24 protein-coding genes and 2 pseudogenes are annotated in these 26,145 nt (G+C 74.2%); 17 read left to right on the plus strand and 9 right to left on the minus strand.

Features of this window, described 5'->3' with window-relative positions:
• Positions 1 to 16: 16 nt before the first annotated feature.
• Complete coding sequence (locus tag ABD292_RS43530) at positions 17 to 289, plus strand: GlsB/YeaQ/YmgE family stress response membrane protein (RefSeq protein ID WP_344218286.1); 273 nt, start codon at positions 17 to 19, stop codon at positions 287 to 289.
• Positions 290 to 376: 87 nt separating this feature from the next.
• On the opposite strand, the gene ABD292_RS43535 is transcribed toward ABD292_RS43530, so the two are convergent.
• The gene (locus ABD292_RS43535; protein ID WP_344218288.1) at positions 377 to 1,369 is read right to left on the minus strand and encodes a sporulation protein; all 993 of its coding nucleotides are present in this window, start codon (positions 1,367 to 1,369) and stop codon (positions 377 to 379) included.
• Between the two features lie 251 nt (positions 1,370 to 1,620).
• Here ABD292_RS43535 and ABD292_RS49140 point away from each other — a divergent pair.
• Positions 1,621 to 2,151 (plus strand): annotated as a pseudogene (locus tag ABD292_RS49140) (Rv1733c family protein); the annotation flags it as partial.
• Positions 2,152 to 2,382: 231 nt separating this feature from the next.
• Here ABD292_RS49140 and ABD292_RS43540 read toward each other — a convergent pair.
• Entirely contained in the window at positions 2,383 to 3,978 is a 1,596-nt protein-coding gene (locus ABD292_RS43540; protein ID WP_344218290.1) for an IclR family transcriptional regulator domain-containing protein, read from the minus strand.
• A gap of 167 nt (positions 3,979 to 4,145) precedes the next feature.
• On the opposite strand from ABD292_RS43540, the gene ABD292_RS43545 reads away from it, so the two are divergent.
• The 9 genes and pseudogenes from ABD292_RS43545 (at position 4,146) to ABD292_RS43585 (ending at position 12,540) form a co-directional block, all read left to right on the plus strand.
• On the plus strand, positions 4,146 to 4,898 hold the full coding sequence (locus ABD292_RS43545) for a CoA transferase subunit A (RefSeq protein WP_364444911.1): 753 nt from the start codon (positions 4,146 to 4,148) through the stop codon (positions 4,896 to 4,898).
• Positions 4,895 to 5,524 (plus strand): CoA transferase subunit B, encoded by a 630-nt coding sequence (locus tag ABD292_RS43550; protein ID WP_344218294.1) that lies wholly within the window; start codon positions 4,895 to 4,897, stop codon positions 5,522 to 5,524. The genes ABD292_RS43545 and ABD292_RS43550 overlap by 4 nt, the downstream gene beginning before the upstream one ends.
• Complete coding sequence (locus tag ABD292_RS43555) at positions 5,521 to 6,666, plus strand: thiolase family protein (RefSeq protein ID WP_344218296.1); 1,146 nt, start codon at positions 5,521 to 5,523, stop codon at positions 6,664 to 6,666. The genes ABD292_RS43550 and ABD292_RS43555 overlap by 4 nt, the downstream gene beginning before the upstream one ends.
• Positions 6,667 to 6,672: 6 nt before the next feature.
• Complete coding sequence (gene pcaH / locus ABD292_RS43560) at positions 6,673 to 7,425, plus strand: protocatechuate 3,4-dioxygenase subunit beta (RefSeq protein WP_344218298.1); 753 nt, start codon at positions 6,673 to 6,675, stop codon at positions 7,423 to 7,425.
• Positions 7,422 to 7,952: a protocatechuate 3,4-dioxygenase subunit alpha gene (gene pcaG / locus ABD292_RS43565; RefSeq protein ID WP_344218300.1), complete on the plus strand. Its 531-nt coding sequence runs from the start codon at positions 7,422 to 7,424 to the stop codon at positions 7,950 to 7,952. The genes pcaH and pcaG overlap by 4 nt, the downstream gene beginning before the upstream one ends.
• Positions 7,939 to 9,192, plus strand: a complete 1,254-nt coding sequence (locus tag ABD292_RS43570) for a lyase family protein (RefSeq protein WP_344218302.1) — start codon at positions 7,939 to 7,941, stop codon at positions 9,190 to 9,192. The genes pcaG and ABD292_RS43570 overlap by 14 nt, the downstream gene beginning before the upstream one ends.
• Before the next feature lie 2 nt (positions 9,193 to 9,194).
• Complete coding sequence (gene pcaDC / locus ABD292_RS43575; protein ID WP_344218304.1) at positions 9,195 to 10,292, plus strand: bifunctional 3-oxoadipate enol-lactonase/4-carboxymuconolactone decarboxylase PcaDC; 1,098 nt, start codon at positions 9,195 to 9,197, stop codon at positions 10,290 to 10,292.
• A gap of 198 nt (positions 10,293 to 10,490) precedes the next feature.
• Positions 10,491 to 11,701 (plus strand): annotated as a pseudogene (locus ABD292_RS43580) (RNA-guided endonuclease InsQ/TnpB family protein); the annotation flags it as partial.
• A gap of 110 nt (positions 11,702 to 11,811) precedes the next feature.
• The gene (locus ABD292_RS43585) at positions 11,812 to 12,540 is read left to right on the plus strand and encodes a TylF/MycF/NovP-related O-methyltransferase (protein WP_344218306.1); all 729 of its coding nucleotides are present in this window, start codon (positions 11,812 to 11,814) and stop codon (positions 12,538 to 12,540) included.
• On the opposite strand, the gene ABD292_RS43590 is transcribed toward ABD292_RS43585, so the two are convergent.
• Entirely contained in the window at positions 12,479 to 13,465 is a 987-nt protein-coding gene (locus ABD292_RS43590) for a 1-aminocyclopropane-1-carboxylate deaminase/D-cysteine desulfhydrase (RefSeq protein ID WP_344218308.1), read from the minus strand. The genes ABD292_RS43585 and ABD292_RS43590 overlap by 62 nt on opposite strands.
• A gap of 141 nt (positions 13,466 to 13,606) precedes the next feature.
• Here ABD292_RS43590 and ABD292_RS43595 point away from each other — a divergent pair, with 141 nt between their 5' ends.
• Both ABD292_RS43595 and ABD292_RS43600 read left to right on the plus strand, forming a co-directional pair.
• The gene (locus tag ABD292_RS43595; RefSeq protein ID WP_344218310.1) at positions 13,607 to 15,751 is read left to right on the plus strand and encodes a GAF domain-containing SpoIIE family protein phosphatase; all 2,145 of its coding nucleotides are present in this window, start codon (positions 13,607 to 13,609) and stop codon (positions 15,749 to 15,751) included.
• A 79-nt stretch (positions 15,752 to 15,830) separates the two neighbouring features.
• The gene (locus tag ABD292_RS43600; protein ID WP_344218312.1) at positions 15,831 to 17,087 is read left to right on the plus strand and encodes a cytochrome P450; all 1,257 of its coding nucleotides are present in this window, start codon (positions 15,831 to 15,833) and stop codon (positions 17,085 to 17,087) included.
• 12 nt (positions 17,088 to 17,099) lie between these two features.
• Here ABD292_RS43600 and ABD292_RS43605 read toward each other — a convergent pair whose 3' ends face one another.
• The 3 genes from ABD292_RS43605 to ABD292_RS43615 are packed head-to-tail and all read right to left on the minus strand — an operon-like array spanning position 17,100 to position 19,195.
• Positions 17,100 to 17,486: a VOC family protein gene (locus tag ABD292_RS43605; RefSeq protein ID WP_344218314.1), complete on the minus strand. Its 387-nt coding sequence runs from the start codon at positions 17,484 to 17,486 to the stop codon at positions 17,100 to 17,102.
• Positions 17,487 to 17,528: 42 nt separating this feature from the next.
• Entirely contained in the window at positions 17,529 to 18,536 is a 1,008-nt protein-coding gene (locus tag ABD292_RS43610) for a MaoC family dehydratase (RefSeq protein ID WP_344218316.1), read from the minus strand.
• The gene (locus ABD292_RS43615; protein WP_344218318.1) at positions 18,533 to 19,195 is read right to left on the minus strand and encodes a MarR family winged helix-turn-helix transcriptional regulator; all 663 of its coding nucleotides are present in this window, start codon (positions 19,193 to 19,195) and stop codon (positions 18,533 to 18,535) included. Before ABD292_RS43615 ends, ABD292_RS43610 begins: the two co-directional genes overlap by 4 nt.
• A 72-nt stretch (positions 19,196 to 19,267) precedes the next feature.
• On the opposite strand from ABD292_RS43615, the gene ABD292_RS43620 reads away from it, so the two are divergent.
• The 3 genes from ABD292_RS43620 to ABD292_RS43630 are packed head-to-tail and all read left to right on the plus strand — an operon-like array spanning position 19,268 to position 22,514.
• Positions 19,268 to 20,437, plus strand: a complete 1,170-nt coding sequence (locus ABD292_RS43620; protein ID WP_344218320.1) for a flavin-dependent oxidoreductase — start codon at positions 19,268 to 19,270, stop codon at positions 20,435 to 20,437.
• Complete coding sequence (locus ABD292_RS43625) at positions 20,434 to 20,883, plus strand: DUF3237 domain-containing protein (protein WP_344218322.1); 450 nt, start codon at positions 20,434 to 20,436, stop codon at positions 20,881 to 20,883. The genes ABD292_RS43620 and ABD292_RS43625 overlap by 4 nt, the downstream gene beginning before the upstream one ends.
• 20 nt (positions 20,884 to 20,903) lie before the next feature.
• The gene (locus tag ABD292_RS43630; RefSeq protein ID WP_344218324.1) at positions 20,904 to 22,514 is read left to right on the plus strand and encodes a CocE/NonD family hydrolase; all 1,611 of its coding nucleotides are present in this window, start codon (positions 20,904 to 20,906) and stop codon (positions 22,512 to 22,514) included.
• On the opposite strand, the gene ABD292_RS43635 is transcribed toward ABD292_RS43630, so the two are convergent.
• Both ABD292_RS43635 and ABD292_RS43640 read right to left on the minus strand, forming a co-directional pair.
• Positions 22,489 to 23,301 carry a phosphotransferase gene (locus tag ABD292_RS43635; RefSeq protein WP_344218326.1) on the minus strand — a complete coding sequence of 271 codons (813 nt, stop codon included), beginning with the start codon at positions 23,299 to 23,301 and terminating at the stop codon, positions 22,489 to 22,491. The genes ABD292_RS43630 and ABD292_RS43635 overlap by 26 nt on opposite strands.
• An 87-nt stretch (positions 23,302 to 23,388) precedes the next feature.
• Complete coding sequence (locus ABD292_RS43640; protein ID WP_344218328.1) at positions 23,389 to 23,583, minus strand: CsbD family protein; 195 nt, start codon at positions 23,581 to 23,583, stop codon at positions 23,389 to 23,391.
• A gap of 116 nt (positions 23,584 to 23,699) precedes the next feature.
• Here ABD292_RS43640 and ABD292_RS43645 point away from each other — a divergent pair, with 116 nt between their 5' ends.
• Positions 23,700 to 23,852 (plus strand): alpha/beta fold hydrolase, encoded by a 153-nt coding sequence (locus tag ABD292_RS43645; RefSeq protein ID WP_344218330.1) that lies wholly within the window; start codon positions 23,700 to 23,702, stop codon positions 23,850 to 23,852.
• Here ABD292_RS43645 and ABD292_RS43650 read toward each other — a convergent pair.
• Positions 23,807 to 26,116 (minus strand): glycoside hydrolase family 95 protein, encoded by a 2,310-nt coding sequence (locus ABD292_RS43650; protein ID WP_344218332.1) that lies wholly within the window; start codon positions 26,114 to 26,116, stop codon positions 23,807 to 23,809. The two genes, ABD292_RS43645 and ABD292_RS43650, sit on opposite strands and share 46 nt — an antisense overlap.
• Between the last annotated feature and the right edge of the window lie 29 nt (positions 26,117 to 26,145).

The raw sequence follows: 26,145 nt of genomic DNA on the forward strand, positions 1-26,145 counted from the left end.
CTTCTGGAGTCGCACCATGGAAATCACCGGCATCATCTCCGGCCTGATCATCGGCATCGTCATCGGCGCTCTCGGGCGGCTCGTCGTGCCCGGACGCCAGCGCATCCCGATCTGGCTCACCATCCTCATCGGCGTGGTGGCGGCCCTCATCGGGACCGCCATCGCCGCCGCGCTCGGCGTCGCCGACACCAGCGGCATCGACTGGATCGAGCTGCTGATCCAGGTGGCGCTGGCGGCGCTCGGCGTCTCGCTCACCGCCGGCCTGTACGTCAAGCGCCGCCGCGAGTGAGCCGACGGGCGGCCGCGGGACACATCCCCCCGCGGCCGCCCGTCCCACTCCGCTCAGACCTCGGCCTGGCCTAGGCCCGGCGCGGGATCACCACTCGTCGTCGCCGCCCTCGTCGTCGTCCTCGAAGACCTCTTCGATGATCTCGCCGGCCACCAGTCCGCCCACGACGCCGGCCGCGCCGGCGGCGACCACCGCGCCGACGCCCGGCCCGCTCCTGTGCTGGTGGTGGTGGTCGTCGTGGTACGGCTGGTGGTGCGGGTCGTGGTAGCCGTGCGGGTCGTGGTAGCCGTGCGGGGCGCCGTGGTGGCCGCCGTACTCGGAGAGGCGCTGGAGCCAGCGCCCGATCTCGCCGGGCCAGTCGGTGCGCAGGGCGTCGTCGTGGCTGACGGTGAAGTGGTCGATGGCGTCGCCGGAGGAGTAGCGGCCGGACCGCTTGTCGGCCTCCAGGACGACGGTCAGCCCCTCGGGAGTGGCGACGAAGGTCACCTCGACCTCGTTGATCAGGCCCTGGTACTGCGGCGGCGGGTAGAACTCGATCTCCTGGTAGAACGGCAGCCGCTGGTCCACGCCGACCAGCCGCCCGGCCTCCAGGTCCGCGGACTTGAACGAGAAGCCGAGGCCGAGGAACGCGTCCAGGATGCGCAGCTGCGACGGCAGCGGCTCGACCGCGAACGGGTCGAGGTCGCCCTTGTCGACGGCCTTGGCGATGGCGAGCTCGGTGCGCACGCCGAGCACCATGCCGCGCAGCGGCTGCCCGCCGATCTCGCTGACGGGCGCCTCCCACGGCACGGGCATGGTGAAGCCGAGCGTGCGGTCCTCGCCCTTGCGCAGCGTGAACGGCCCGGAGACCTGGAGGCGGCCGAACTCGGTGACGCCGGCGCCCTCGGAGTCGCCGTACTCGATTTCCACGCGCGCCACCAGGCCGAGCGTGACGTGCTCGATCTCGGCGTCGAAGTCGCCGCCCTTGAGCCGGACCTCGCCCTCCAGCGTGCCGCCCGGCCGCGTGCGCGACGTGGCGAGGACGGTGTCCACCGAAGGCGCGCCGACGCCGAACGCGCCCAGCATGCGTTTGAAGACCACGGCTGTTGCTCTCCCTGTCGAAGATCGGTTGATGATCACTACTTGCGCCCGCACAACGAGCGGCGTACCGGCCGAGTTCCTGAAACCCCTGCGTGCAGGGGGTTTTTGGGGGTATGGGGTGGTTCGGGATGCGGAAGAGGGCGAAGGTCCCTGGTCGGTGAGGCTTACGACACTCCCCGTACGGGCAGTTGGAGCCCACCCTTGTGGTGTCGAGGAGGTGCGCGGTGAGAGCTGCACTGGATTCCCTGAGGATGTTGACGCGCAGGTACCGATGGGATCGCAACCCGCTGCGCCGCCGTACCGATCGTCTGGAGTCCGCGCTGGTGGTGGCGGCGGTGCTGCTGGTCCTCGTGAGCGTCTGGCCGGCGGTGCTGGCGGGGAGGGCCACGTACGGGGCCGGGATGGCCGAGACCCGCGTCGGGCCCGGCGGGCGGCAGCAGGTGACGGCCACCCTGCTGCGGGACGCGCCGCCGGCCAGGGCGACGTACGGCGAGATGCCGCCGCAGTTGCCGCGCACGCCGGCGCGGTGGACGGGGCCGGACGGAGCGGCGCGCACCGGTGAGGTGGCGGCTCCGGGGCTGGCGAGGAGCGGCACGGCGGTGCGGATCTGGATCGACGCCGAGGGGCGGCCGGCGACCGCGCCGAAGAAGCCGCTGGAGATCGTCATCCGGGGCGCGGGCATGGCGGTCTTCGTGGTGCTGGTGGCCGTGCTGATCGCCGTCACGGGCTTCGCGGCCGCGCGCTGGGCGCTGGACCGGCGCCGCTACCGCTCGTGGGACGCCGCCTGGGCCATCGCCGACAAGCGCGGCCACGGCCACCGGCGCGGCTTGAGCCGACCCGCCGGCCCTCGGCCCCGGACCGGCCCTCGGCCCCAACGGGCCTCGGCTACGGACGGCCCACCGACCCGGCCCCAGCGGCCCTCGGCTACGGACGGCCCACCGACCCGGCCCCAGCGGCCCTCGGCTACGGACGGCCCTCGGCTCCGGACGGCCCACAGACCCGGGCCGGGCGGATCAGCGGCCGAGGCGGACCACTTCGCGCAGGTCGCCGTTCCAGGCCGGGCCGTGCACGGACGCCAGGTCGGCCGCCATTCGCGCGGCCGTCTCCCGCAGCTCGGGCAGGACGTCGCGCACCAGGTCGGCGGGGGTGGCGCGGCTGGCGTGCGTGGCGACGTTGACGGCCGCGACCACCCGCCCCGAGCCGTCCCTGATGGGCACCGCCAGCGACCGCACCCCCTCCTCCAGCTCCTGGTCCACCAGGGCGTACCCGTCGGCGGCGACCTGGCGCACCACCGCCTTCAGCTCGGCGGTGGTCGCGATGGTGTGGCTGGACAGCGGCTTGACCGCGATGGCGTCCAGCCGCTCCTCCGGCAGGTCGGCGAGCAGGACCCGGCCCATGGACGTGGCGTAGGCGGGGAAGCGGGTGCCGACCGTGATGTCCACGCTCATGATCCGCCGGGTCGGGCGGCGGGCCAGGTAGACGATGTCCTCGCCGGACAGCACGGCGACCGACGCCGACTCGTGCACCCGGGCGACCAGGTCGTTGAGGTGCGGCTGCACGACGGCGCGGAAGGGCAGGCCGGACAGGTGCGCGTAGCCCAGCTCCAGCACCTTCGGCAGCAGGACGAAGCGGGTGCCGCGGGCGGCGGCGTAGCCGAGCCGTTCCAGGGTCTGGACCGCGCGGCGTACGGTCGCGCGGGGCTGGCCGGTCGTGCGGGAGGCGTCGGCGAGGGTGGCGCCGCCGGGCCGGCCGAGCGCGACCATGACGGCCAGGCCGCGGGCCAGCGACTGCAGGTAGCCGGCGCCGAGCTCCTGCTTGACCGCCCGCGACCGATCCACGCCCCCTGCCGCCGAGCCCCCACCCGAGCCCCCACCCGAGCCCCCACCCGAGCCTCCGCCCAAGCCTCCGTCCGAGCCCCCACCCGAGCCTCCGTCCGAGGCCCCGCCCAAAACGCCCGAGCCCCCGTCCCGGTCACCGTTCGCGGGCGGGCGGGTGAGGGCCGTCTCCATCTCGGTCACCGTCGCGCGCAGCCGGGGCAGGGCGTGCGCGCGCAGCCCGTCCGCCGTGTGCCTGCTGGTGTGGCTGACCACGCTGAGCGCGCCCACGGCCCGCCCGTCCGGGTCACGTACCGGCACCGCGACGGCCACCAGCCCCGGCTCCACGAGCTGGTCGTCCACGGCCCACGGCGCGGCCGGGTCGAGCAGCGCGAGCCCGGCCGCGCACCGGTCGGCGGGCAGCAGGTCGCCGACCCGGAAGGCCACGGACATGGTGCGCCGCCGGGTGAACTGCGCGATGAAGCGCACCCCTTCCCCGTCCGGCACGGCCAGCGACACCGACTCGTCGAGCTCCTCGGCCAGCCGCCGGGCCGCCGGCGACAGGGCGTCGCGGAGCCCGCCGCCCACGAGGTACGCCTCCCCCAGCTCCATCAGCGGCGGCGCGAGCCGTACCTCCCGCCCGTCGAGCCGCAGGTAGCCGAGGTGGGTGAGGGTGGCGAGCACCCGGTCCACCGCGCTTCTCGCGAGCCCGGTCGCGCGGACGAGGTCGGTCGCGGCCATGGGCCGTCCCGGCTCGTCCGCCAGCACGCGCAGCACGGCGAGGCCGCGTTCCAAGGTTCCGGGTTCCGGGGTTCCGGGTTCCGGACTTCCGGGCGCTTCCATCCGGTCACTCCTCCGGTCGAGTGAGCTCCTTTGACAGGCCACCCCTCTTTACGGATACTCGACAGCACAATAGTGGACAAAAGTTCACTATGCGAACACTCCCGGTGAATTGGAGCGTCGTGCGGAGAGACAAGGTGGTGGCCTCGGCCGAGGAGGCGCTGGCCGACGTGCGGGACGGCGCGTCGTTCGCGGTCGGCGGGTTCGGGCTGAGCGGCATCCCGAACGTGCTGATCCAGGCCCTCTACAACACCGGCGTGACCGGCATTTCCGTCGTGTCGAACAACTGCGGCGTGGACGGCGGCGGCCTCGGCGTGCTGCTGGCCGCCGGCCGCATCGCGCGGGTGACCGCCTCCTACATCGGCGACAACAAGGAGTTCGCCCGCCAGTACCTCGGCGGCGAGCTGGAGGTCGAGCTGACCCCGCAGGGCAGCCTCGCCGAGCGGCTGCGCGCGGGCGGCGCCGGCATCCCCGCCTTCTACACCCCGGCCGGGGTCGGCACGCCGGTCGCCGACGGCGGGCTGCCGCTGCGCCACAACCCGGACGGCTCCGTCGCCGTGGCCTCGCCGCCCAAGGAGGTACGCGAGTTCGACGGCCGCCCGTACGTGCTGGAGCACGGCATTACGACGGACTTCGCGCTGGTGCGCGCGGCCAAGGGCGACCGCCACGGCAACCTCGTCTTCAACAAGTCCGCGCGCAACTTCAACCCGCTGGCCGCGATGGCCGGGCGCGTCACGATCGCCGAGGTCGAGGAGCTGACCGAGCTGGACCCCGACGAGGTCCACCTGCCGGGCGTCTTCGTCCAGCGCGTCGTCGCGCTGACCCCCGAGCAGGCCGCCGACAAGGGCATCGAGAAGAGGACCACCCGATCATGAGCTGGACGCGGGACGAGATGGTGGCGCGCGCGGCGGCCGAGCTGCGCGACGGCGACTACGTCAACCTGGGCATCGGCCTGCCGACCCGCATCCCGTCGTTCCTGCCCGACGACGTGGACGTGATCCTCCACTCGGAGAACGGCCTGCTCGGCGTCGGCCCCTACCCGTACGAGCACGAGGTCGACCCCGACCTGATCAACGCGGGCAAGGAGACGGTGACCGTACGGGAGGGGGCGTCGTTCTTCGACTCCTCGCTGTCGTTCGGGATGATCCGCGGCGGGCACATCGACGTGGCGGTGCTGGGCGCGATGCAGGTGTCGGCCACGGGCGACCTGGCCAACTGGATGGTGCCCGGCAAGCTGGTCAAGGGCATGGGCGGGGCGATGGACCTCGTGCACGGCGCGCGCAAGGTCATCGTGATCATGGATCACACGGCCAAGGACGGCTCGCCGAAGATCGTCACCAGGTGTTCGCTGCCGCTCACCGGGCAGGCGTGCGTCCACCGCGTCATCACCGACCTCGGCGTGCTCGACGTCACCGGGGACGGGCTGCGGCTGGTCGAGACCGCGCCGGGCGTGAGCGTCGAGGAGCTGCGCGAGCGTACGGAAGCCGAGGTCCTGGCATGAAGACCGTCTACGTCGTGGACGCCGTCCGCACCCCGTTCGGCCGCCACAACGGCGCGCTGGCCGGGATCCGCCCCGACGACCTGGCCGCGCACGTGGTCAGGGCGGTCGCCGAGCGCAACGGCGTCGAGGCCCCCGACGAGGTGATCCTCGGCAACGCCAACGGCGCCGGCGAGGAGAACCGCAACGTCGCCCGCATGGCCGCGCTGCTCGCCGGGCTGCCGGTGAGCACGCCGGGCGCGACCGTGAACCGGCTGTGCGGATCCGGCATGGAGGCGGTCATCCAGGCTTACCGGATGATCGCGCTCGGCGACGCCTCCACCGTGATCGCGGGCGGCGTCGAGTCGATGACCCGTGCCCCCTGGGTGCTGCCCAAGCCCGAGCGGGCCTTCCCCGCGGGCGGCACGGAGCTGGTCTCCACGACGCTCGGCTGGCGCCTGGTCAACCCGAACATGCCCGCCGAGCACACGGTGCCGCTCGGCGAGGGCGCCGAGCTGATCGCCGACAAGCACGGCATCACCCGCGAGCAGCAGGACGCCTACGCCCTGGCCAGCCACCAGAAGGCGGCCAAGGCGTCCTTCGAGCGCGAGATCGTCCCCGTCGGGGACGTGAGCAGGGACGAGGGCATCCGCGAGGACAGCTCGCTGGACAAGCTCGCCCGGCTCAAGCCGGTCTTCCGCAAGGAGGGCACGGTCACCGCGGGGAACTCCTCCCCGCTCAACGACGGCGCGGCGGCGCTGCTGCTCACCGACGAGGACGGGCTGGGCGGCCGCGAACCCCTGGCGCGGATCACCGCCGGCGCCGCCAGCGCTCTCGAACCCCGCTACTTCGGCCTCGGCCCGGTCGAGGCCGCGAAGCGGGCGCTCGCCAAGGCCGGCCGCACCTTCGCCGACCTCACCACGGCCGAGCTGAACGAGGCGTTCGCCGCCCAGACGCTCGGCTGCCTGGCCGAGCTGCCCGATCTCGACCCCGCCCTGGTCAACCCCGAGGGCGGCGCGATCGCGCTCGGGCACCCGCTCGGCGCGTCCGGCGCCCGCGTCACCGGCGCCGTGGCGCACCGCCTCGCGGCGGCCGGCTCCGGCGTCGGCCTGGCCTGTCTCTGCATCGGCGTCGGCCAGGGCCTGGCCGTCGTACTGGAAAGGTAGCCCCGCATGATCCCACCCCCCTCGCAGGCCGACATCGACCGCGAGATCGCCGAGCTGCACGAGGCGCACGCCGGCGAGGAGCAGCACCAGCCGCTGCGCGACTTCGCCCCCTACCGCAGCAGCATCCTCCGCCACCCGAAGCTGCCGGCGCTCGCGGTCAAGGACCCCGAGGCGGCCGAGCTGGCCGGGCCCGTGTTCGGCGTCTCCGACGTGACCGCGCTCGACTCCGACCTGACCAAGCAGCACCTCGGCGAGCCGCTCGGCGAGCGGATCACCGTGCAGGGCCGGGTGCTCGACCGCGACGGCCGGCCAGTACGCGGCCAGCTCGTCGAGGTGTGGCAGGCCAACGCCGCCGGCCGCTACCCGCACCAGCGGGACGACCACCCCGCCCCGCTCGACCCCAACTTCTCCGGAGTCGGGCGCTGCCTGACCGACGACGAGGGCCGATACCACTTCACCACGATCAAGCCGGGGCCGTACCCGTGGCGCAACCACGTCAACGCCTGGCGGCCGGCGCACATCCACTTCTCAGTGTTCGGCACGGCGTTCACGCAGCGGCTGGTCACCCAGATGTACTTCCCGGGCGATCCGCTGTTCCCGTTCGACCCGGTGCTGCAGTCGGTGACGGACGAGCGGGCCCGGCAGCGGCTCGTGTCCGCCTACGACCACGACCTGTCCGTGCCCGAGTTCTCGCTGGGCTACCGCTGGGACATCGTCCTCGACGGCCCGGCCGCGACCTGGATGGAGGAGGGACGATGACGAAGCCGACCCCTTCGCAGACGATCGGTCCGTTCTACGGCTACGCGCTGCCGTTCCCCGGCGGCGGCGACCTCGCCACCGGCGGGATCACCGTCCAGGGGTACGTCTACGACGGCGCCGGCGCGCCGGTGCCGGACGCGCTGCTGGAGTTCTGGCAGGCCGACCCGTCGGGCGACCTGCGCGGCCGGCCGGGCTCGCTGCGCCGCGACCCGGTCACCGGGGCCGTCATCGGACGGCACGGGCTCGACTTCACCGGCTTCGGCCGGGTGCCGACCGACGCCGACGGCCGCTACGGGTTGCGTACGCTCATGCCGGGTAACGGCTACATCAGCGTGTGCGTCTTCGCCCGCGGCCTGCTGGACCACCTGTTCACCCGCGTCTACTTCGACCGCGACGCGGCCTTCCTGGACACGGTGCCGGCCGAGCGGCGGGAGACGCTGCTGGCCGTGCCGGAGCGCGAGGACTTCTACCGCTTCGACATCCATCTGCAGGGCGAGAAGGAGACGGTCTTCCTTGACTTCGGCTGACCCGGGGACTTCGGCTGACCCGGACGCCGATCTCGGCCTGCTGTCCCCCATGCGGGGCGCGGCCGAGGAGACCGGTGACGTCGCCGTGCTGCGCGCCCTGCTGGACGCCGAGGTCGCGCTGACCCGCGCCCAGGCGGCGCTCGGCCGGGCGCCGCGGGAGGCGGCCGAGGCGGTGGCGGGGGCGGCACGGGTGGCCGCGTTCGACCTGCCGGGGCTCGTGGCGCGGGCGCGTTCCGGCGGCAACCCGGTGATCCCGCTCGTGGAGGACCTGCGCGCGGCGGCCGGGCCGTACGGCGCGCACGTGCACCGGGGCGCGACCAGCCAGGACATCATGGACACCGCGCTCATGCTGGTGGCCCATCGGACGCTGGGCCCGGTGCTGGCGGACCTCGGCCGGGTGGCCGGGGACCTCGCCGGGCTGGCCGCCGCGCACCGCGACACCGTGATGGCCGCGCGGACGCTCACCCAGCAGGCGGTGCCGACGACGTTCGGGCTGAAGGCGGCGGGCTGGCGCAAGCTGGTCCTGGACGCCCGCGACCGGCTGCGCGCCGTTCGCGGCGCCCTGCCGGCGCAGCTCGGCGGGGCCGCGGGCACGCTGGCCGCCTTCCACCCTGAGGCCGCCGAGGCCGCCGAGGCCGCCGAGGCCGCCTTCCACCCCGAGGCCGCCGAGGCCGCCTTCCACCCCGAGCAACCGGAGCCGGAGCCGGAGCCGGGCGGGGACCCCGGGCTGCGGCTCGCCACCCTGTTCGCCGCCGAGCTGGGGCTGGCCGAGCCGGTGCTGCCGTGGCACGTGCTGCGCACGCCGGTGGCCGACCTCGGCGGGGCGCTGGCGTTCGCGTCGGGCGCGCTCGGCAAGCTCGCGGCCGACGTGCTCGTGCTCTCGCGCACCGAGGTGGGCGAGCTGTCCGAGGGCGTCGGCGGCGGCTCGTCGTCCATGCCGCACAAGCACAACCCGGTCCGCGCCACCATGATCGCCGCAGCGGCGCGGCAGGTCCCGGCGCAGGCCGCCGTCCTGTACGGCTCGCTCGCCGCCGAGGACGAACGCCCCTCCGGCGCCTGGCACGCCGAGTGGCAGCCGCTGCGCGAGTGCCTGCGCCTGGTCGCCGGGGCGGCCCGCGACGCGGCCGAGCTGGTCGCCGGGCTGCGGGTGCACCCCGAGCGCATGCGCGCCAACCTGACCCTGTCCGGCTCCACGGGCTCCGCCCGCGCCCTGGTGGAGCGGGCTCTCAAGGAGGACTGACGATGTTGCACCACCGGCTGGACGGCCCGGCGGACGGCGAGCCGCTGATCCTCGGCCCGTCGCTCGGCACGTCCCTGCGGCTGTGGGAGCCGCAGCTCGCCGCGCTGGCGCGGACGTTCCGGGTGCTGAGGTTCGACCTGCCGGGCCACGGCGGCTCCCCTGCGACCCCGGTGGCCACGGTCGAGGACCTGGCCGCCCTGGTGCTGGAGACGGCCGGCGCGGCCGGCTTCGCCACCTTCCACTACGCGGGCGTGTCCATCGGCGGCGCGATCGGCGCGACCCTGGCACTGCGCCACCCCGGCCGGGTGCGCTCGCTCGCGATGGTCTGCTCCTCCGCCCGCTTCGGCGAGCCCGCGTCGTGGCACGAGCGGGCCCGGCTGGTGCGCGCCGAGGGCACCGGCCCGCTGCTGGAGAGCACGGCCGCCCGCTGGTTCGCCGGGCCGCCGCAGCAGGCGCTGCTGGACGACCTGGCCGCCGCCGACCCCGAGGGGTACGCCGCCTGCTGCGACGCCCTGGCGACCTACGACGTGCGCGCCGAGCTGGCCGCGATCAAGGCTCCCACCCTGGTCGTGGCGGGCCGGGACGATCCGGCCACGCCGCCCGCGCACGCCAGGGAGCTTGCCGACGGCATCCCCGGCGCGACGCTCGTGGAGCTGGCCGGCGCCGCCCACCTGGCCCCCGCCGACCAGCCGGAACGCCTGACCGCCGCGCTGCTCGCCCACCTGCCCGCCCACCTGACCGCCACGCCCGGCATGCGGGTGCGGCGCGAGGTGCTGGGCGACGCGCACGTGGACCGGGCGGTGGCCCGTACCACGTCGTTCACCAGGGACTTCCAGGACTTCATCACCCGCTACGCCTGGGGCGAGATCTGGACCAGGCCCGGCCTCGACCGGCGCACCCGCAGTTGCGTCACGCTGACCGCGCTCGTCGCCCACGGCCACCTGGACGAGCTGGCCATGCACGTACGGGCGGCGCTCCGCAACGGGCTGACCCCGGACGAGATCGGCGAGGTGCTGCTGCAGAGCGCCGTCTACTGCGGCGTCCCGGCCGCCAACGCCGCCTTCGCCGTCGCCCAGCGCGTCCTGTCCGAGGAGGAGTGACCCCAACCTTGTACGGCAATCGGTGACGGCGGGGTCACGCTACGGTCGTCAGATGCCTCCGAGGAGACCCCCGCCTTCAGGCGGGGGAGGAATCGGACTCCTGCGCAGCAGGGCAGGAGCAGGCGTTACGCCGCCAGGCGAACCGTCGTCTTTCCTGATCGGCCGGTGCGCGAGTGATCTCGCACATAGAATCGAAAGGTGGCGCAGCTCGTGAAGCGGGCCTACAAGTACCGCTTCTACCCGACCCCGGAACAGGCCGAACAGCTTGTCCGGACGTTCGGCTGCGTGCGCCTGGTCTACAACAAAGCGCTCGAAGAGCGAACCCGCGCCTACACCCAGGACGGGCGCGGTGTCTCCTACACCGAATCGTCCGCGACGCTGACCGCATGGAAGAAGACACCCGAGCTGGCGTTTCTGAACGAGGTGTCATCGGTGCCGCTCCAGCAGGCACTCAGGCACCTGCAAGCGGCGTTCGCGAACTTCTTCGCCCGCCGCGCGAAGTATCCGACGTTCAAGAGCAAGAAGAGAGCGCGGGCGTCGGCCGAATACACCCGTTCGGCGTTTCGCTGGCGCGAGGGCCGGCTCACCCTGGCCAAGATGGGCGCGCCGCTGGACATCGTGTGGTCGCGCCCACTGCCTGAGGGAGCTGAGCCGTCCACGGTCACCGTGTCCAGGGACGCCGCTGGTCGGTGGTTCGTGTCCCTCCTGGTCGAGGAGAAGATCGCGCCCTTGCCGCCCGTCGAGCAGTCCGCGGGCCTGGACGCTGGCCTGACCGCGCTGCTCACGCTGTCGTGCGGCGAGCAGATCGCCAACCCGCGTCACGAGCGTCGTGAGCGGCGCAGGCTGGCCAAGGCGCAGCGGGCCCTGGCCCGTAAGGAGAAGGGGTCGAACAACCGGGCCAAGGCCCGGCTGAAGGTGGCGCGGGTGCACGCCCGGATCGCCGACCGCAGGCGCGACTACCTGCACAAGGTCTCCACACGGCTGGTTCGCGAGAATCAAGTGATCGCCGTGGAGGACCTGGCCGTCCGCAACCTGCTCAAGAACCACGCGCTGGCCCGCGCCATCTCCGATGCCGGCTGGCGAACGCTGCGCAGCATGCTGGAGTACAAATCCGACTGGTACCGCCGCACGCTGGCGGTCGTGGACCGCTTCTTTCCCTCCTCCAAGTTGTGCTCGGTCTGCGGGACGCTGCAGGAGGAGATGCCGTTGAGCGTCCGGGTGTGGGTCTGTGCGTGTGGCGCGGTCCATGACCGGGAGGTGAACGCGGCCCAGAACATGCTGCTCGCCGCCGGGCTGGCGGAGAGCTGAAACGCCTGTGGAGCTGATGTAAGACCTCAACGAGAGTCGCCCTCTCGGGCGGGCGACCGGCGGTGAGGCAGGAAAACCGACCGGCGACGGTCGGAATCCCCCTCATTCATGGGGGGAGGATGTCAAACTGCTGTGCGTATTCAGGCGTGGTCCGCACCCCACCCTTACTGATTGCCTCGCCTCAGCGCGAGCGACTGCGAAGGGGTTACGCATGTCAGAACGCACCATGCTCGACGGCAGCTGGTTAACCGGCGCTCCCGGCGAGTGGGACGGGCTCAGGAACAAGGTCACCTATCCGTCCCGGGCGCAGGTCCTGGAGCTGTCGGTGCAGCTCTCGCGGCCGGTGCCCGGCCACATCGTCGAGTTCGGCGTCTGGAAGGGCTACTCCACCCGGGTCATCAGGGACGAGCTGTGGCGGGCCCGGCTGTGGGAGCGCCGGCAGCGGCGCAAGCGCATCTACGCCTGCGACTCGTTCGAGGGGCTGCCGGAGGGCTACGAGAACCTGCCGGCCGGTACGTTCGCGACGCCGGTGCCGCGGCTGAACGGGGTGCGGGTCGTCAAGGGGTTCTTCGCCGAGTCGCTGACGCCCGCGCTCGCCGCCGAGGTGGGCCTGGTCAGCCTGGCGCACCTGGACGCCGACCTCGAATCGGCCACGGCGTGCGCGCTGGACTGGCTGACGCCGCTGCTCGCCGACGGCGCCCTGCTGCTGTTCGACGAGTTCTACGGCGAGGACCCGGCCGAGTGCCGGGCCTTCGTGGACTGGAGCGCGCGCTCCGGCGTGCGGACGGCGCTGCTCGCGCTGTTCGGCAGGGAGCCGAGCGGCAAGGGCGGCATGACCGACCGGCGGGCGCTGTTCCAGGTGATCGGCAGGCGGCAGCTCAGCAAGGCTCCGCCGCTGCCGCCGGTCCGGCTGCGGCGTCGCCTGGCGTCCCGCTGGTGAGCCAGCCGGCGTAACGGGAGGCGAGCAGGCCGGGCAGCCCGCCGGTGTGCACGAACACCACCCGTGTGCCCCTGGGCGCCTCGCGTGCGGCGGCGAACAGGCCCGCCATGGCCTTGGCCGTGTAGACCGGGTCGAGCAGGAGGGCCTCCGTCCGTGCGGCCGCCCGCAGCGCGTCCAGGCCGGCGTCGGTCGGCTCGCCGTACGCCTCGCCTGCCTGCTCGGTGTCCAGGCGGCAGCGGCCCCGCGGCGCGGGCAGCCCGGCGAGGGCGGCGGCCTCGGCCGCCAGCTCCTGGACGGCGTCCGCGAGGCCGGGCCGGGCGCCGACGTCCACGCCGAGCACCTTGCCGTGGTCGCCGAGCCCGGCCGCCAGCCCGGCCTGCGTGCCGCCCGAGCCCGCGGCGACCACGACCAGGCCGGGGTCCAGGCGTTCGGCGAGCTCGCGGCCCACGTCCGCGTACGCGGCGGCGCCGAGCGGTGAGGAGCCGCCGATCGGGATGGCGTACGGCCGCCGGCCCCGCGCCGCCAGGGCCCTGGCGTGCTCCTCGATGGCGGCCTCGGTCTCGGCGTACGGCAGCGGCCCGCCGTCCAGCCAGTGGATGCCGGCGCCGAGCACGCGGTCGAGCAGCAGGTTGCCGCTGTCGTCGCCGGGCGTGAGCAGCAGGTCGCAGCCCATTCCGGCGAGGTTGGCGGCGGCGGCCGTCATCCTGGCGTGGTTGCTCTGCGCTCCCCCGCCGGTGACCAGGTGGTCGCAGCCCTTGGCCGCCGCGTCGGCGACGATGGCGGCGAGCTTGCGCGCCTTGTTGCCGCCGCCCGCCAGGCCGGTCAGGTCGTCCCGTTTGACCCACAGGTCGTCGGGGCCGAGGCCGAGGCGGCGGGCCAGGCGGGGCAGCGGGTGCAGCGGGGTCGCGGGAACCGGAAGGATCACCGGCCCATCGTGTCCGGGTGGCGGCGGATCGGGCAAGCGGATGGGGGATGTTGAGCGGAAGGTGAGCAGTTCGCTACCTGTTTGCGGGGTATCCTGCCCATGTGGGGGGTTTTACGCTGCTTTGCTGCTCACCATGCGTGAGTGGAGAAGCGGACGGCTGAGCCGGTGCGGGAGCACGCCGCGCCCCGGCCGGGCCGGGCCGGCCTGGACGACCTGCTGATCCAGGCCATCACCGGCGCGGGGGCGCACATCGGCACCGTCTACCTCCTGGCCGACGACGGCCGGGTGCTGCTGATGGACGTCCAGCTCGGCATGCCCGAGCCGATCGCCATGTCCTGGGCCAGGCTGCGGGTCGGCGATCCCATACTGGTCTCCAGGGCCGTACGCGAGGACCGCCTGGTCTGGGTCTCCGGGCGGGAGGACCTCGCGCGGCAGTTCCCCTCGGCGGCGCTCTCGCTGCCCTACCACTTCGCGGCCGCCGTCTCCCCCATCCGCGGCGGCGGGCGCGTCTGGGGCGCGCTGCTGCTGGTCTGGCCCGCGGGATACTCGCACACGCTGTCACGGGAGCAGCGCGACGTGCTCGACGCGAGCTCCGCCGCCCTCGCCCGCCTGCTCCAGCGGGAGGCCGACCGGGGCGAGCCGATCACGCCGGGGCCGCGCCCGCGCACACTCAACCCGCGTCCCGCCCGCGCCGCCGACACCGCCTCCCAGCTCATCGCGCTCCAGGCGTTCAACCGGCTGCCGGAGGGCTACTGCTCGATCGACGTCGAGGGCCGCATCTCGCTCATCACCGCGCCGGCCGCCGAGATGCTGTCCGTCTACACCTCCGAGCTCCAGGGCGAACGCCTCGGCGAGGCGCTGCCCTGGCTCGACGACCCGCTCTACGAGGACCTCTACCGGTCGGCCGTGGTCAGCGGCCGGGTCACCGCGTTCACCGCCCGCCACCCGTCGGGGCGGCTGGTCACCTTCCGGCTCTTCCCCGGCCTGACCGGCGTCACCCTGCGCATCACGCCCGGCGGGCAGGACCACGACCCCGCGGAGCGGCCGCCGCCGCACGAGATCGGGCAGCCGACCCGCATCATCGCCCTGCACGAGATGCTGCACCTCGCGACGACGCTCGCGCGGGCCGTCACCGCGCAGGAGGTGGTCGACCTGGTCGCCGATCACGTCATGCCCGTCTACGACGTGCAGGCGCTGGCCATCCTCACCTCCAAGGGCGGGCGGATGCGGGTGGCCGCCTCGCGCGGCTACACCCGGCAGGCCGTCGCCGAGTTCGACGGCCGGCCGGCGATCCCGCCGGCGCCCGGGCGGCGGCCGTACGACGCCGCCCGGCCGGCCTTCTTCGAGAGCTGGGACGAGCTGCGGGGGACGTACCCGGACGCCGTCGCCTCCGACGACATGAAAGCGTGGGCGTTCCTGCCGCTGGTGACCTCGGGGCGGCCCATCGGCACCTGCGTCCTCGCCTACGACCGGCCGCACCGCTTCGACTCCGACGAGCGGGCCACGCTGACCGCGCTGGCGGGGCTGATCGCGCAGGCGTTCGAACGGGCCCGGCTCTACGACGTCAAGCACCAGCTCGCCCAGTGCCTGCAGTCGAGCCTGCTGCCGCGTACGCTGCCGGAGATCCCCGGGCTCGACCTCGCCGCCCGGTACGTCCCCGCCACCCCCGGCATGGACATCGGCGGCGACTTCTACGACCTGATCCGGCTCAGCGACACCCAGGCCGCGGCCGTCATCGGCGACGTCCAGGGCCACGACGTGACCGCCGCCGCCCTCATGGGGCAGGTGCGCACCGCCGTCCGCGCGCACGCCACCGCCGGCGCCTCCCCCGGCGAGGTGCTGGCGCACACCAACCGGCTGCTCATCGAACTCGCCCCCGACCGCTTCACGAGCTGCCTGTACGTGAGCGTCGACCTGGAGCGGCACACCGCCTGCCTGGCGAGCGCCGGTCACCTGCCGCCGCTGCTCGGCCGGCCCGGCGCGCCCACGCGGGTCGTCGACAGCACCCCGGGCCTGCTGCTGGGCATCGACCCGGAGGCCGAGTACGCCGTCCTCGACGTCGACCTGCCGCCCGGCAGCGTGCTGGTCCTCTACACCGACGGCCTCATCGAGCAGCCGGGCCTGGACCTCGGCGACGCCATCCGCCACCTGGCCGAACGCTTCAACCCCACCGAGGACGGGCCGCTGCCGGCCCTGGCGGACTCGCTCATCGAGCCGGAGGCGCAGGAGCAGCGCATCGACGACTGCGCCGTCCTGCTGCTCCGCCCCGCCGCCACCGGCCCCTGACCCCGGCCGCATGGGGGCGGAGCGGGAGGGGAATGCCCTTCTACGCCCCTGCACCCGCCTGCCGCCGGGAGGCTGACCCGTGGCCACGACCCTGACGTCCGCGGAGGAGGCGGGGCGCTGCCTCGCCACGCCGGCCGCGTACACCGACGAGGCACGCCTGCACGAAGCCCTGGCGCTGCTGCGCCGCGAGTCGCCCGTGCGGCGGGTGGAGGCCGACGGCTACCGGCCCTTCTGGGCCGTGACGCGGCACGCCGACGTGCTGGAGATCGAGCGGGACAACGCGCTGTGGCTGAGCGCGCCGCGGCCGGTGCTGCGCCGCGCGGAGGTGGACGCCGTCCTGGAGGCGCAGCGGGCGCGCGGCGACGGGCTGAAGACGCTCGTCCACACCGACGACCCCGAGCACCGGGCGCTGCGCGCGATCGGCGCGGACTGGTTCAGCCCGAAGGCGATGCGCGAGCTCCGGGCGCCGGTGCGGGAGCTGGCCAGACGGTACGTGGACCTGCTGGCCGAGCACGGCGGCCGGTGCGACTTCGTACGGGAGGTCGCCGCGCACTACCCGCTGCGCGTCATCCTGTCGCTGCTCGGGCTGCCGGAGTCGGACTTCCCGCTGATGCTGCGGCTGACGCAGGACCTGTTCGGCCAGGACGACGACAGCCGGCGGCGCGGCGAGGGGGCGGCGGCCCACACGTCGGTGCTGGCGGACCTGCTCGGCTACTTCCGCGAGCTGACCGCGGCCCGCCGCGCCCGTCCGACCGGCGACCTGGCCTCGGCCATCGCCAACGCCCGGGTGGACGGCCGGCCGCTGAGCGACGCCGACGCGGCCTCGTACTACGTCATCATCGCCACGGCCGGGCACGACACGACCACCTCCACCATCGCGGGCGGGCTGGAGGCGCTCGTCCGGCATCCGGGCGAGCTGCGGCGGCTGCGGGAGGACCCCGGGCTGCTGGCCCCGGCCGCCGAGGAGATGATCCGCTGGGTGAGCCCGGTGAAGGCGTTCATGCGGACGGCGGCGGCCGACACGGTCGTGCGGGGGACGCCGATCAGGGCCGGTGAGTCGGTGCTGCTGTCGTACCCGTCGGCGAACAGGGACGAGGAGGTGTTCGACGGCCCGTTCCGCTTCGACGTGGGCCGGACGCCGAACCGGCACCTGGCGTTCGGGGCAGGGGTGCACTACTGCCTGGGGGCGGGGCTGGCGCGGATGGAGATCCAGGCGCTGTTCGCCGAGCTCGTCCCCCGGCTGGCGGAGGTCGGGCTGGACGGCGAGCCGGCCTGGCTGGCGACGACGTTCGTGGGCGGGCTGAAGAGCCTGCCCATCCGGTACGCGCTGCGCTGACGGGGCCGTCGTTCAGCGTTGGTCGCGGCGCAGCGGGTGGTCGGGCGGCACCTCCACCAGGACGAGACGGTGGCCGTCGGGGTCGGCGATCCACAGCTCGACCAGCCCCCACGGCTCGCGGCGGGCCTCGCGCAGCACCTCCACGCCGGCCTGACGCAGGCGGGCCTCCTCGGCGGCCACGTCGCGCACCTGGAGCCACAGCGACACGCCGCCGATCTCACCCTCGTCCGACCGGCCGGACAGCTCCAGGAAGCCCTGTCCGAGGAAGAACACCGTGCCGGGGTGCTCGGGCGGGCCGAACTCGCGGTAGACGGCCAGGCCCAGGGTCTCGGCGTAGAAGCGGCGGCTGCGCGCGGGGTCCCGGGGGCGCAGCAGCATCCGGCTGCTCAGCACGTCCATGCCGCACCCCTTCCCGCCGGGAGGGAGCCCCAAGCCCCGCGCTCAGGCGAGCACGGCGGCGAACCGCCAGTCCAGCACGTCACGGGGCGCGCCGTCCGGCCCTGTCGCGGCGACGAGCGAGCGCAGGTGCGCGAGGCCGCCGCCGCCGGGCAGCGGCTCGCACCGCTCGACGATCACCTCGCTGGTCAGCGTGTCGCCCTCGTGGACCGGCCCGAGGTGGTCGCAGCCGTGCCAGCCGGCCACGGTGACCAGGTTGGGCAGCGCGCGGACGGCCTGGGAGAGCGCGAGCCCGATCGTGTGCCCGCCGTAGACCAGCCGCGGGCCGCCGCGGCCGTCGTGGTGCGCCTGGGCGATGTTGAGGGTGAGGCGGGCCAGCTCGGGGGCGGCCGACACCACGTCGCCGCCGCTGACCCGCCGCCGCTCGCCCGCGCGCAGGCCGTCGAGGTGCGGGCCGGGCACCAGGGCGGCGTACCGGTCGAGCCGCCAGCCGGCCACCGCCGCCGCGAGGCCGCCGTCGTCCTCGATCGGGTCGCCGATCCGGTCGAGGTCGGCGTCGTGACCGGTGTCCGCCTTCTGGTCGCGCAGCGGCAGCATGGCGCAGCGCCAGAAGTCGAGCACGGGGCGGCCGTCCTGGTCCTCGGTGGTGATCCGCAGCGCCGCGAGGCCCGTCGGGCGGCGGCCGGGGCGGGGCCGGTTCTGGCGCAGCGCGACGACCTCCGTACGGGTGCGCAGCGTGTCGCCGAGCACCGGGAAGCGGCGGAAGACCAGCCCACGGTAGAACAGGTTGGCCTTGACGTGGTGGGTGACCAGCGTGGACTGGCCGATCGCGACGTCCCACACGAGCGCGGGATGCGCCAGGGGCGGCCCGCCGGTGACCTCGCGGCACAGGTGGGCGTCGAGCGGCAGCCGCAGCCGGTCGCCGCAGATCGCCTGGTGGGCGGCGGCGTGGCCGGCGGTGAGCGTGAGCCCAGGGGCGCCGTCGAAGACCTGTCCCGGCTCCAGCTCGTCGAAGAAGGGGCCCTCGGCCACCAGGGCGTCCGCCGCGCTCATCGTCCGGGTCCTTCCGTGGTGAGGGGCGGTCTGGCCCGCAGGATGCGGACGAGCAGCCCGGTCAGTTGCTCGCGCTCGGCGGGCCCGAGCGTCGCGAACCACTCGCGTTCCCTGCCGGTCTGCTCGGCGAACGCCTCCCGCACCGCCGTCTCGCCCGCCGGGGTCAGCGCGACGACGACCGCGCGGGCGTCGCCCGGCACGGGGCGGCGTTCGGTCAGGCCGGCGCGTACGAGGGTGTTGACGGCGTTGGTGACCGCCGAGCGGGACATCGCGGAGATCTCCGCCAGCCGGACCGGCTGCGTGGGGCCGAGCAGCCAGAGCTTGAACATCAGCCGGAAGCCGGGCAGCGTCCAGCCGCGCGGGCGGTGGATGCGCGTCTCCAGGTCGGTGACCAGCAGGTAGGCGAGCTGGAGCAGGTGGTAGGCCAGCGCGAACGCCTCGGCGTCGGCGGGCGGCGGCATCCCGGCCAGGCGCTCGCGCGCGTAGGCGGCGTAGCGCAGATCGGGCGGCGCGTCAGCGGCGTGCAGATCCGGCGCGTCCGCGGCGTGCAGATCCGGCGCATCCGCGCCGCGCGGATCCGGGGGCGCGTCCGTGGCGCGCATGTCCGGTGGCGCGTCCGTGGCCTGCCTGCCGAGGTCTCCGGCCCCTGTGTCGCTCACCGGTCAAGTCTTGCGCAGGCGCGGACCACTCCGACATATTGTTTCGGCCATAACAATCCACGAGGAGGGCCTGTGCGCATCGTCATCGCCGGAGCCGGCATCGGCGGGCTCGCCGCCGCGCTCAGCCTGCACGCGGCCGGGTTCACGGACGTGACGGTGCACGAGGCCGCCCGCGAGATCCGGCCCCTGGGCGTCGGCATCAACCTGCTCCCCCACGCCGTGCGCGAGCTGACCGAGCTGGGCCTCGCCGACCGTCTAGCCGCGATCGGCGTCGCCACCGCGGAGCTGGCCTACTTCAACCGGTACGGGACCCTCATCTGGTCCGAGCCCCGGGGCGTCGCGGCCGGCTACTCCTGGCCGCAGTACTCGGTGCACCGCGGCCGGCTGCAGCGGCTGCTGCTGGAGGCGGTCGTCGAACGCCTGGGCCCGGACGCCGTACGCACCGGCAGCCGGATCACCGGCCCCGGCGAGGAGGACCTGCTCGTCGGCGCCGACGGGATCAACTCGGCCGTGCGCGCCCACCTCTACCCGGACGAGGGCCCGCCGCCGTGGAACGGCCTGGTCCTGTGGCGCGGCATGACGTACGGCGAGCCGTTCCGCACCGGCCGATCCATGATCATGGCCGGGGACGGCACCGCCAAGTTCGTCGCCTACCCCATCGAGACCGGCGGGCGCACGCTCGTCAACTGGATCGCCGAACGCCCCCTCGACGGCGAGCCGCCCGAGCGCGGCAACTGGAACCGTCCCGCCAACCTCGCCGAGATCGGCCGGCACTTCGCGGACTGGCGCTTCGACTGGCTGGACGTCCCGGGCATCATCGCCGGGGCCGAGGCGGCCTACGAGTACCCGATGGTGGACCGTGACCCCCTCCCCCGCTGGACCTCCGGCAGGGTCACGCTGCTCGGCGACGCGGCGCACGCGATGTACCCGATCGGCTCCAACGGCGCCTCGCAGGCGATCATCGACGCCCGCGTGCTGGCGTACTGCCTGGCCAGGGGCGACCTCGCCGGGTACGAGGCGGAGCGCCGCCCCGCCACCACCGCCCTGCAACTGTCCAACCGGCGGATGGGCCCCGAGATCGTCATGAAGCTCGCCCACGAGCGCGCGCCCGGCGGCTTCGACGACGTCGAGCGGGTCATCCCGCACGCCGAGCTGGCCGAGATCGCCGCCTCCTACAAGCGCACCGCCGGCTTCGACCCGCGCGCTCTCGACGAGCGCCCCTCCTGGAGCGTGACCCGGTGAACCTCGAACCGCTCGCCCGCTTCCACGTGGAGCTCGACCCGATGCTCGACCTGGGCGCGACGCACTGGGGCAACCGCCGGGTGGTCGCCATCGCGGGCGGCTCGTTCGACGGGCCCCGTCTGTCCGGGCGGGTGCTGCCCGGCGGCGCGGACTGGCAGGTCGTGCACGCCGACGGCACCATCAGCATCGACACCCGGTACACGCTGCGCACCCACGACGGCGCGCACCTCTACATCACCACCAGCGGCGTCCGGCACGGCCCGCCCGAGGTGCTCGACCGGCTGGCGCGCGGCGAGGACGTCGATCCCGCGGACTACTACTTCAGGCTGTTCTGCCGCTTCGAGACGGGCGACGAGCGGTATCACTGGCTCAACAGGACGCTGGCCGTGGCCTCCGCGGCCCGCGCGGCGTCCGCCGTCCGTTACGACGCCTACGTCCTCACCTGACCGTCCTCCCGGGAGCCGCCATGCCGAAGCTCGACCGCCCCCCGCTGTCCGTCGCCGTCGAGCACGACGCGCCCATGCCGATGCGCGACGGGACCGTCCTGCGCGGCTCCGTCCACCGTCCCGCCGAGGGCGGGCCGTTCCCGGCGCTGCTGGTGCGCACGCCGTACGGGGAGCAGACGTTCCGGTCGGCGCCGGTGATCCCGGCGCTCCAGGCGGGCTTCGCGGTGGTGCTGCAGCACTGCCGGGGGCGCGGCAGCAGCGACGGCGAGTTCCGGCCGTGGCGGGACGAGGGCGCCGACGGCCACGACACGATCGCCTGGATCACCGGGCAGCCGTGGTCGAACGGCGAGGTGGTGATGAGCGGGATGTCCTACCTGGCGGGCTGCGCGCTCCAGGCCGCCGCCACCCGGCCGCCGGGGCTGAAGGCGGTCGTCGCGCAGATGACGCCGCACGACTTCCACGACGGGCTGAAGTACCACGGCGGCGCGTTCGCGCTCGGCTCGGCGCTGAACTGGGGGGCGCTGCAGGCGATGCTCGGGCTGCTCCATGCCATGGAGGCAGGCGGGGAGGCGGGCGAGGACGCGGGCCCGGCGTTCGGCGCGCTGCTGCCGGTGCTGGGCGACCTGGGGGCGGCGGCGCGTACGCTGCCGGTGCGCGACATCCCGGGCATCCCGTGGTGGCGGGACTGGACGGGGCATCCGGAGCGGGACGCGTACTGGGAGGAGCTGGCCGAGACCCTGCGGCACGACCGGATCGAGGTGCCGGTCATGCACGTGGCGGGCTGGTTCGACCTGTTCCTGGCCGGGACGCTGGAGAACCACCGCCGCCTCGGCGGGCCGCTGGTCATCGGGCCGTGGACGCACCTCGCGCCGGGCGCGTCGGGCGCCGGGCGGCTGGACTTCGGGTTCGGGGCGCAGGCCGGGACCATCCGGCTCGAACAGCGCCAGCTCGCCTTCCTCAAGGGCGAGGACACCGGCCCGGCCGTGCAGATCTTCGTCATGGGCGACGACGTGTGGCGGGAGGAGGAGTCCTGGCCCCTGGCCCGCGCCGTGGAGACCCGCTACCACCTGCACCCCGACGGCCTGCTGTCGCCCGCTCCCCCCGCGTCGGGCGAGCCGCGCACGTTCGTCTTCGACCCGCGCGACCCGGTGCCGACGACCGGCGGGCCGCTGCTGCTGGCCGACCCCACCAACGTCGGCCCGCAGGACCAGCGGGACGTGGAGCGCCGGCCCGACGTGCTCTGCTACACGAGCGAGGAGCTGGCGGCCGACGTCGAGGTGACCGGTCCGGTGACGGTGACCCTGCGCGCCGCGACCTCGGCGGCGTCCACCGACTGGACGGCGAAGCTGGTGGACGTGTACCCGGACGGGCGGGCGATGAGCGTCATCGACGGCATCACGCGCACCTCGACCTCGTCGGGGACGTACCTGATCGATCTGGTGGCGACCAGCCAGGTCTTCAAGGCCGGGCACCGGATCCGGGTGGAGATCTCCAGCTCGAACTTCCCGCGCTTCGACCGCAACCCGGGCACCGGGCGGCCCGCGGCCGAGGCCGGGGACGCCGACCTGGTGGTGCAGCGCCAGCGGGTGTTCCCCGACTCCTACCTCACTCTTCCTGTCGTCCCCCGCTGAGCGGGAACCCCTCCAGCTCGGCGACGGCCTGGTCGAGGTCGTCGGCGACGCCCTGGCGCAGCAGCCGGGCGTGCAGCGGCTCGCCGGCCGCGCCGAGGCGGCGGATGCGCGCGGCCCGCTCGGCCAGGCGGCCGCGGATGTCGGCGATGACCGCCGCCGGGTCGCCCGCCCATCCGTACGCGTTCAGGAACAGCCGCAGCCGGGCGGGCCGCGCGGCGAAGTCGGCGAAGCCCTCGGCGGCGGCGACGCGCCGGGCGTGCAACGGCACCCAGGCCAGCGCGACCCAGGCCACGTCGGAGTCGCGGGTGACGGGACCGGCGAAGTCCCAGTCGAAGAAGCCGGCCAGCCGGCCGTCATGCCAGGCGGCGTTGAACGGGCTCGCGTCGTTGTGCGCGATGATCAGGCCGGGCGCCCAGCGTCCGCCGGTGCGCCAGCGCGCGTCCGGCGACGGCGCGAAGTCGGCCACGGCCTCGTGGTAGGCGCGCAGCCAGCGGGCCACCTGGCGCAGGGTGTCCTCGGCCCGCGTCCACTCCGGCCAGACGCGGCGCCCGCCGATCGTGTCGCCCTCCAGGTAGGTGAGGATCTCCCTGCCGTCGGCGTCGACGCCGAGCACGCGCGGCGCGCCCTCGAATTCCTTGGTCTCCAGGTGCCGCAGCAGCTCGTGGACGGAGGCCGTCCACGCGCGTACGGGCCGCCTGACCGTACGGCCGATGCGGATCGCACCCGAGTCGTTGCCGCCTTCCATCGCCCACCGCCAGCACGCGTCGCCGTACCCCGCTACGGGCACTATCGCCCATCCGGGCGCGCTCGCCTATGCCCCCCGGGCAGCGGACGGGGCGGGCCCGTCACAGCGGGCCCGCCCCGACGGGCGTCACTACTTCTTGAACGCGTCCTTGACCTTCTTGCCCGCGTCCTTGACCTTCTCGCCCGCCTGCTTGAGGCCGCCCTCGGTCTGGTCGGCACGGCCCTCGGCGCGCAGCTCCTCGTCGCCGGTGGCGTCCCCCAGGTTCTCCTTGGCCCGGCCCTTGAGCTCCTGGGCCTTGTTCGAGATCTTGTCCTCGGTGCTCATATGTGCCTCCCTTGTCGCGCTGGGCTGTCGTTCTCAGCGAGCACTTCCTCTTTCCCGGCAGCGCGAGGGGAAACCCCGCGCCACTCAGTCCACGTCCACGTCGTCGAGGAGGCGGGTTGGGGACGAACACCACCAGGCCGCGCCTGGCCGCCGAGGTCCCCGACGGCCGGGAGGCCACGGTCGAGGGCGCCGCGCACTATCCCCACCTGGAACGCCCCGGCGTCTACGACGAGATCGTCGGCGCGTTCCTGGACGACGTGATCGTGTAGGCCGTGCCGGCGCGGGCGGTCCAGGTCAGCGTGTCGCCGTCGCGGCGCACGCCGGCCTCGTGGCCCCGCTCGTCGTGGACGCGGCAGCCGCCGGCGATGAAGGAGGAGCGGACCGTGATCGGGCCGGTCCTCCCCTTGCGTACGGTCACGGAGCCGGCGGCGCCGTTCCGCCAGACGGCGTCCACGGTGACGTCGCCGCGGGCGCGCAGGCCGCGTACCGAGCCGTCCTTCCAGGCCGAGGGCAGGGCGGGCAGCACGTGGACCACGTCGTGATGGCTCTGCACCAGCAGCTCCGCGATGCCGGAGGCGGCCCCGAAGTTGCCGTCGATCTGGAACGGCGGGTGGGTGTCCCACAGGTTGTCCAGGGTGCTGCCCTTGAGCTGCTCGGCGAGCATCCTGTGGGCGTGGTCGCCGTCCAGCAGCCGCGCCCAGAAGTTGATCTTCCAGGCCTTGGACCAGCCGGTGCCGCCGTCGCCGCGCGCGGCCAGCGACACCTTGGCCGCCTCCGCCTCCGGCGTGCCGGGCCGGATCCGGTCGCCGGGGTGGAGGGCGTACAGGTGGGAGACGTGCCGGTGGGTGTCGTCCCGCGCGTCCCGGTCGCTCTTCCACTCCTGGAGCTGGCCCCACGAGCCGACGCGCAGGCCGTGGTCCAGCCGGGCCAGCGCCGCGACCGCCTCGGCCTGGAGATCGGCGTCCACGCCGAGCGTCCGCGCCGCGGCCACGGCGTTGGCCAGCACCTCCCTGACGATCTGCTGCGACATCGCCGCGCCCGCCGAGAAGTCGCCGTGCTCGGGCGAGTAGCTGGGGCTGACGACGAGCGTGCCGTCGCGCGGGTCGGTGTGCAGGAAGTCCAGCCAGAACTCCGCCGCGCCCTTGAGCACCGGGTACGCGGTCTCGCGCAGGTACGTCTCGTCGCCGGTGAAGCGGTAGGTGTCGTAGAGGTGCTGGGTGAGCCAGGCGGCGGCCTCGGGGAACCAGAAGGCGGTGGGCCAGTCGTGCACGCCGGTGAAGCCGAACGGGGTGGTCTCGTCGTTTACGACCCAGCCGCGGGCGCCGTACATGTCCCTCGCGGTCCTGCGGCCCGGCTCGACCAGGGCCGCGACGTAGCGGATGTACGGCTTCGCGGTCTCGTGCAGGTTGGTCTGCTCGGCGAGCCAGTAGTTCATCTGGAGGTTGATGTTGACGTGGTAGTCGGCCGACCAGGGCGGGGCGGTGGAGGTGTTCCAGACGCCCTGGAGGTTGGCCGGGAGCAGGTCGTTCTCCCGGGAGGAGGCGATGAGCAGGTAGCGGCCGTAGGCGAAGAACAGCGACTCCAGCGCGCGGTCGGCGGCCGAGGCGCCGCCGGTGTAGCTCGCGCGCAGCCGGTCCGTGGGGACCCCGGCCGGGGCGGCGCCGCCGAGGTCGAGCGCCACCCGGTCGAACAGCTCGCGGTGGTCGGCGACGTGCGCCCGCCTGAGCTCGTCGTAGGGCGTGGCCGCGGCGGCGTCCACGGCGGCGGTGACCCTGGCGTGCGGGTCCTCGCCGCGGTAGGCCGGGTAGGTGTCGGCGTAGTCGGTGCCGGCCGACAGCACGAGCACGGCGCTGTCGGCGCCGGTGACGGTGATCCGGTCCCCCGCGTCCGTACGGGTGCCGCCCTGCGCGATCACCTGCACCTGCGCCTCGAAGACCATCCCGTTGTCGCTCAGCCGGCCCCGGACGGTGAGCCGGCCGCCGGCGGCGGTGACCGTCTCGTCCTCGTGCGGGGAGGTGTGGCGCAGCGTGAAGGAGACCGTGCCTGGCCGGTCGGCGGACAGGCGGCCGACGATGACGCCGCCGGGGTTGCCGGCGAAGTACTCGCGCGAGTGGCGGACGCCGCCCGCGCTGTAGCCCACGCGGGCGACGGCCTCGCGCAGGCTCAGCTCGCGCCGGTAGCCCTCCGGCGTCGCGGGCGCGCCGGTGAGATCGAGGAACAGGTCCCCGAAGGTCTGGTACGCGCCGTAGCCGGACCTGGCCCGGCCCAGCACGGCGGCCACCGCCTCGGGCGCCATGCTGCCGTCGCGGTCGATCTGCCGCCTGACCTCGGCGATCACGCCGGGGCGGGGGCTGGTCCAGTTGCCGAAGTCGTAGCCGGGGGAGCCGGGGCCGCCGGTCCAGAGGGTCTTCTCGTTGAACTGGAGCCGCTCACCGGCCACGCCGCCGAAGACCATCGCGCCCAGGGGGCCGTTGCCGATGGGCAGGGCCTGGGTCTCCCAGTCGGTGGCGGGCTCGTCGTACCAGAGGGTCAAGTCATCGGGTGTATCGGCGGGCGGTAAAC

Origin of the sequence: Nonomuraea bangladeshensis (assembly GCF_039529455.1) — a bacterium.
Lineage (GTDB): Bacteria > Actinomycetota > Actinomycetes > Streptosporangiales > Streptosporangiaceae > Nonomuraea > Nonomuraea bangladeshensis.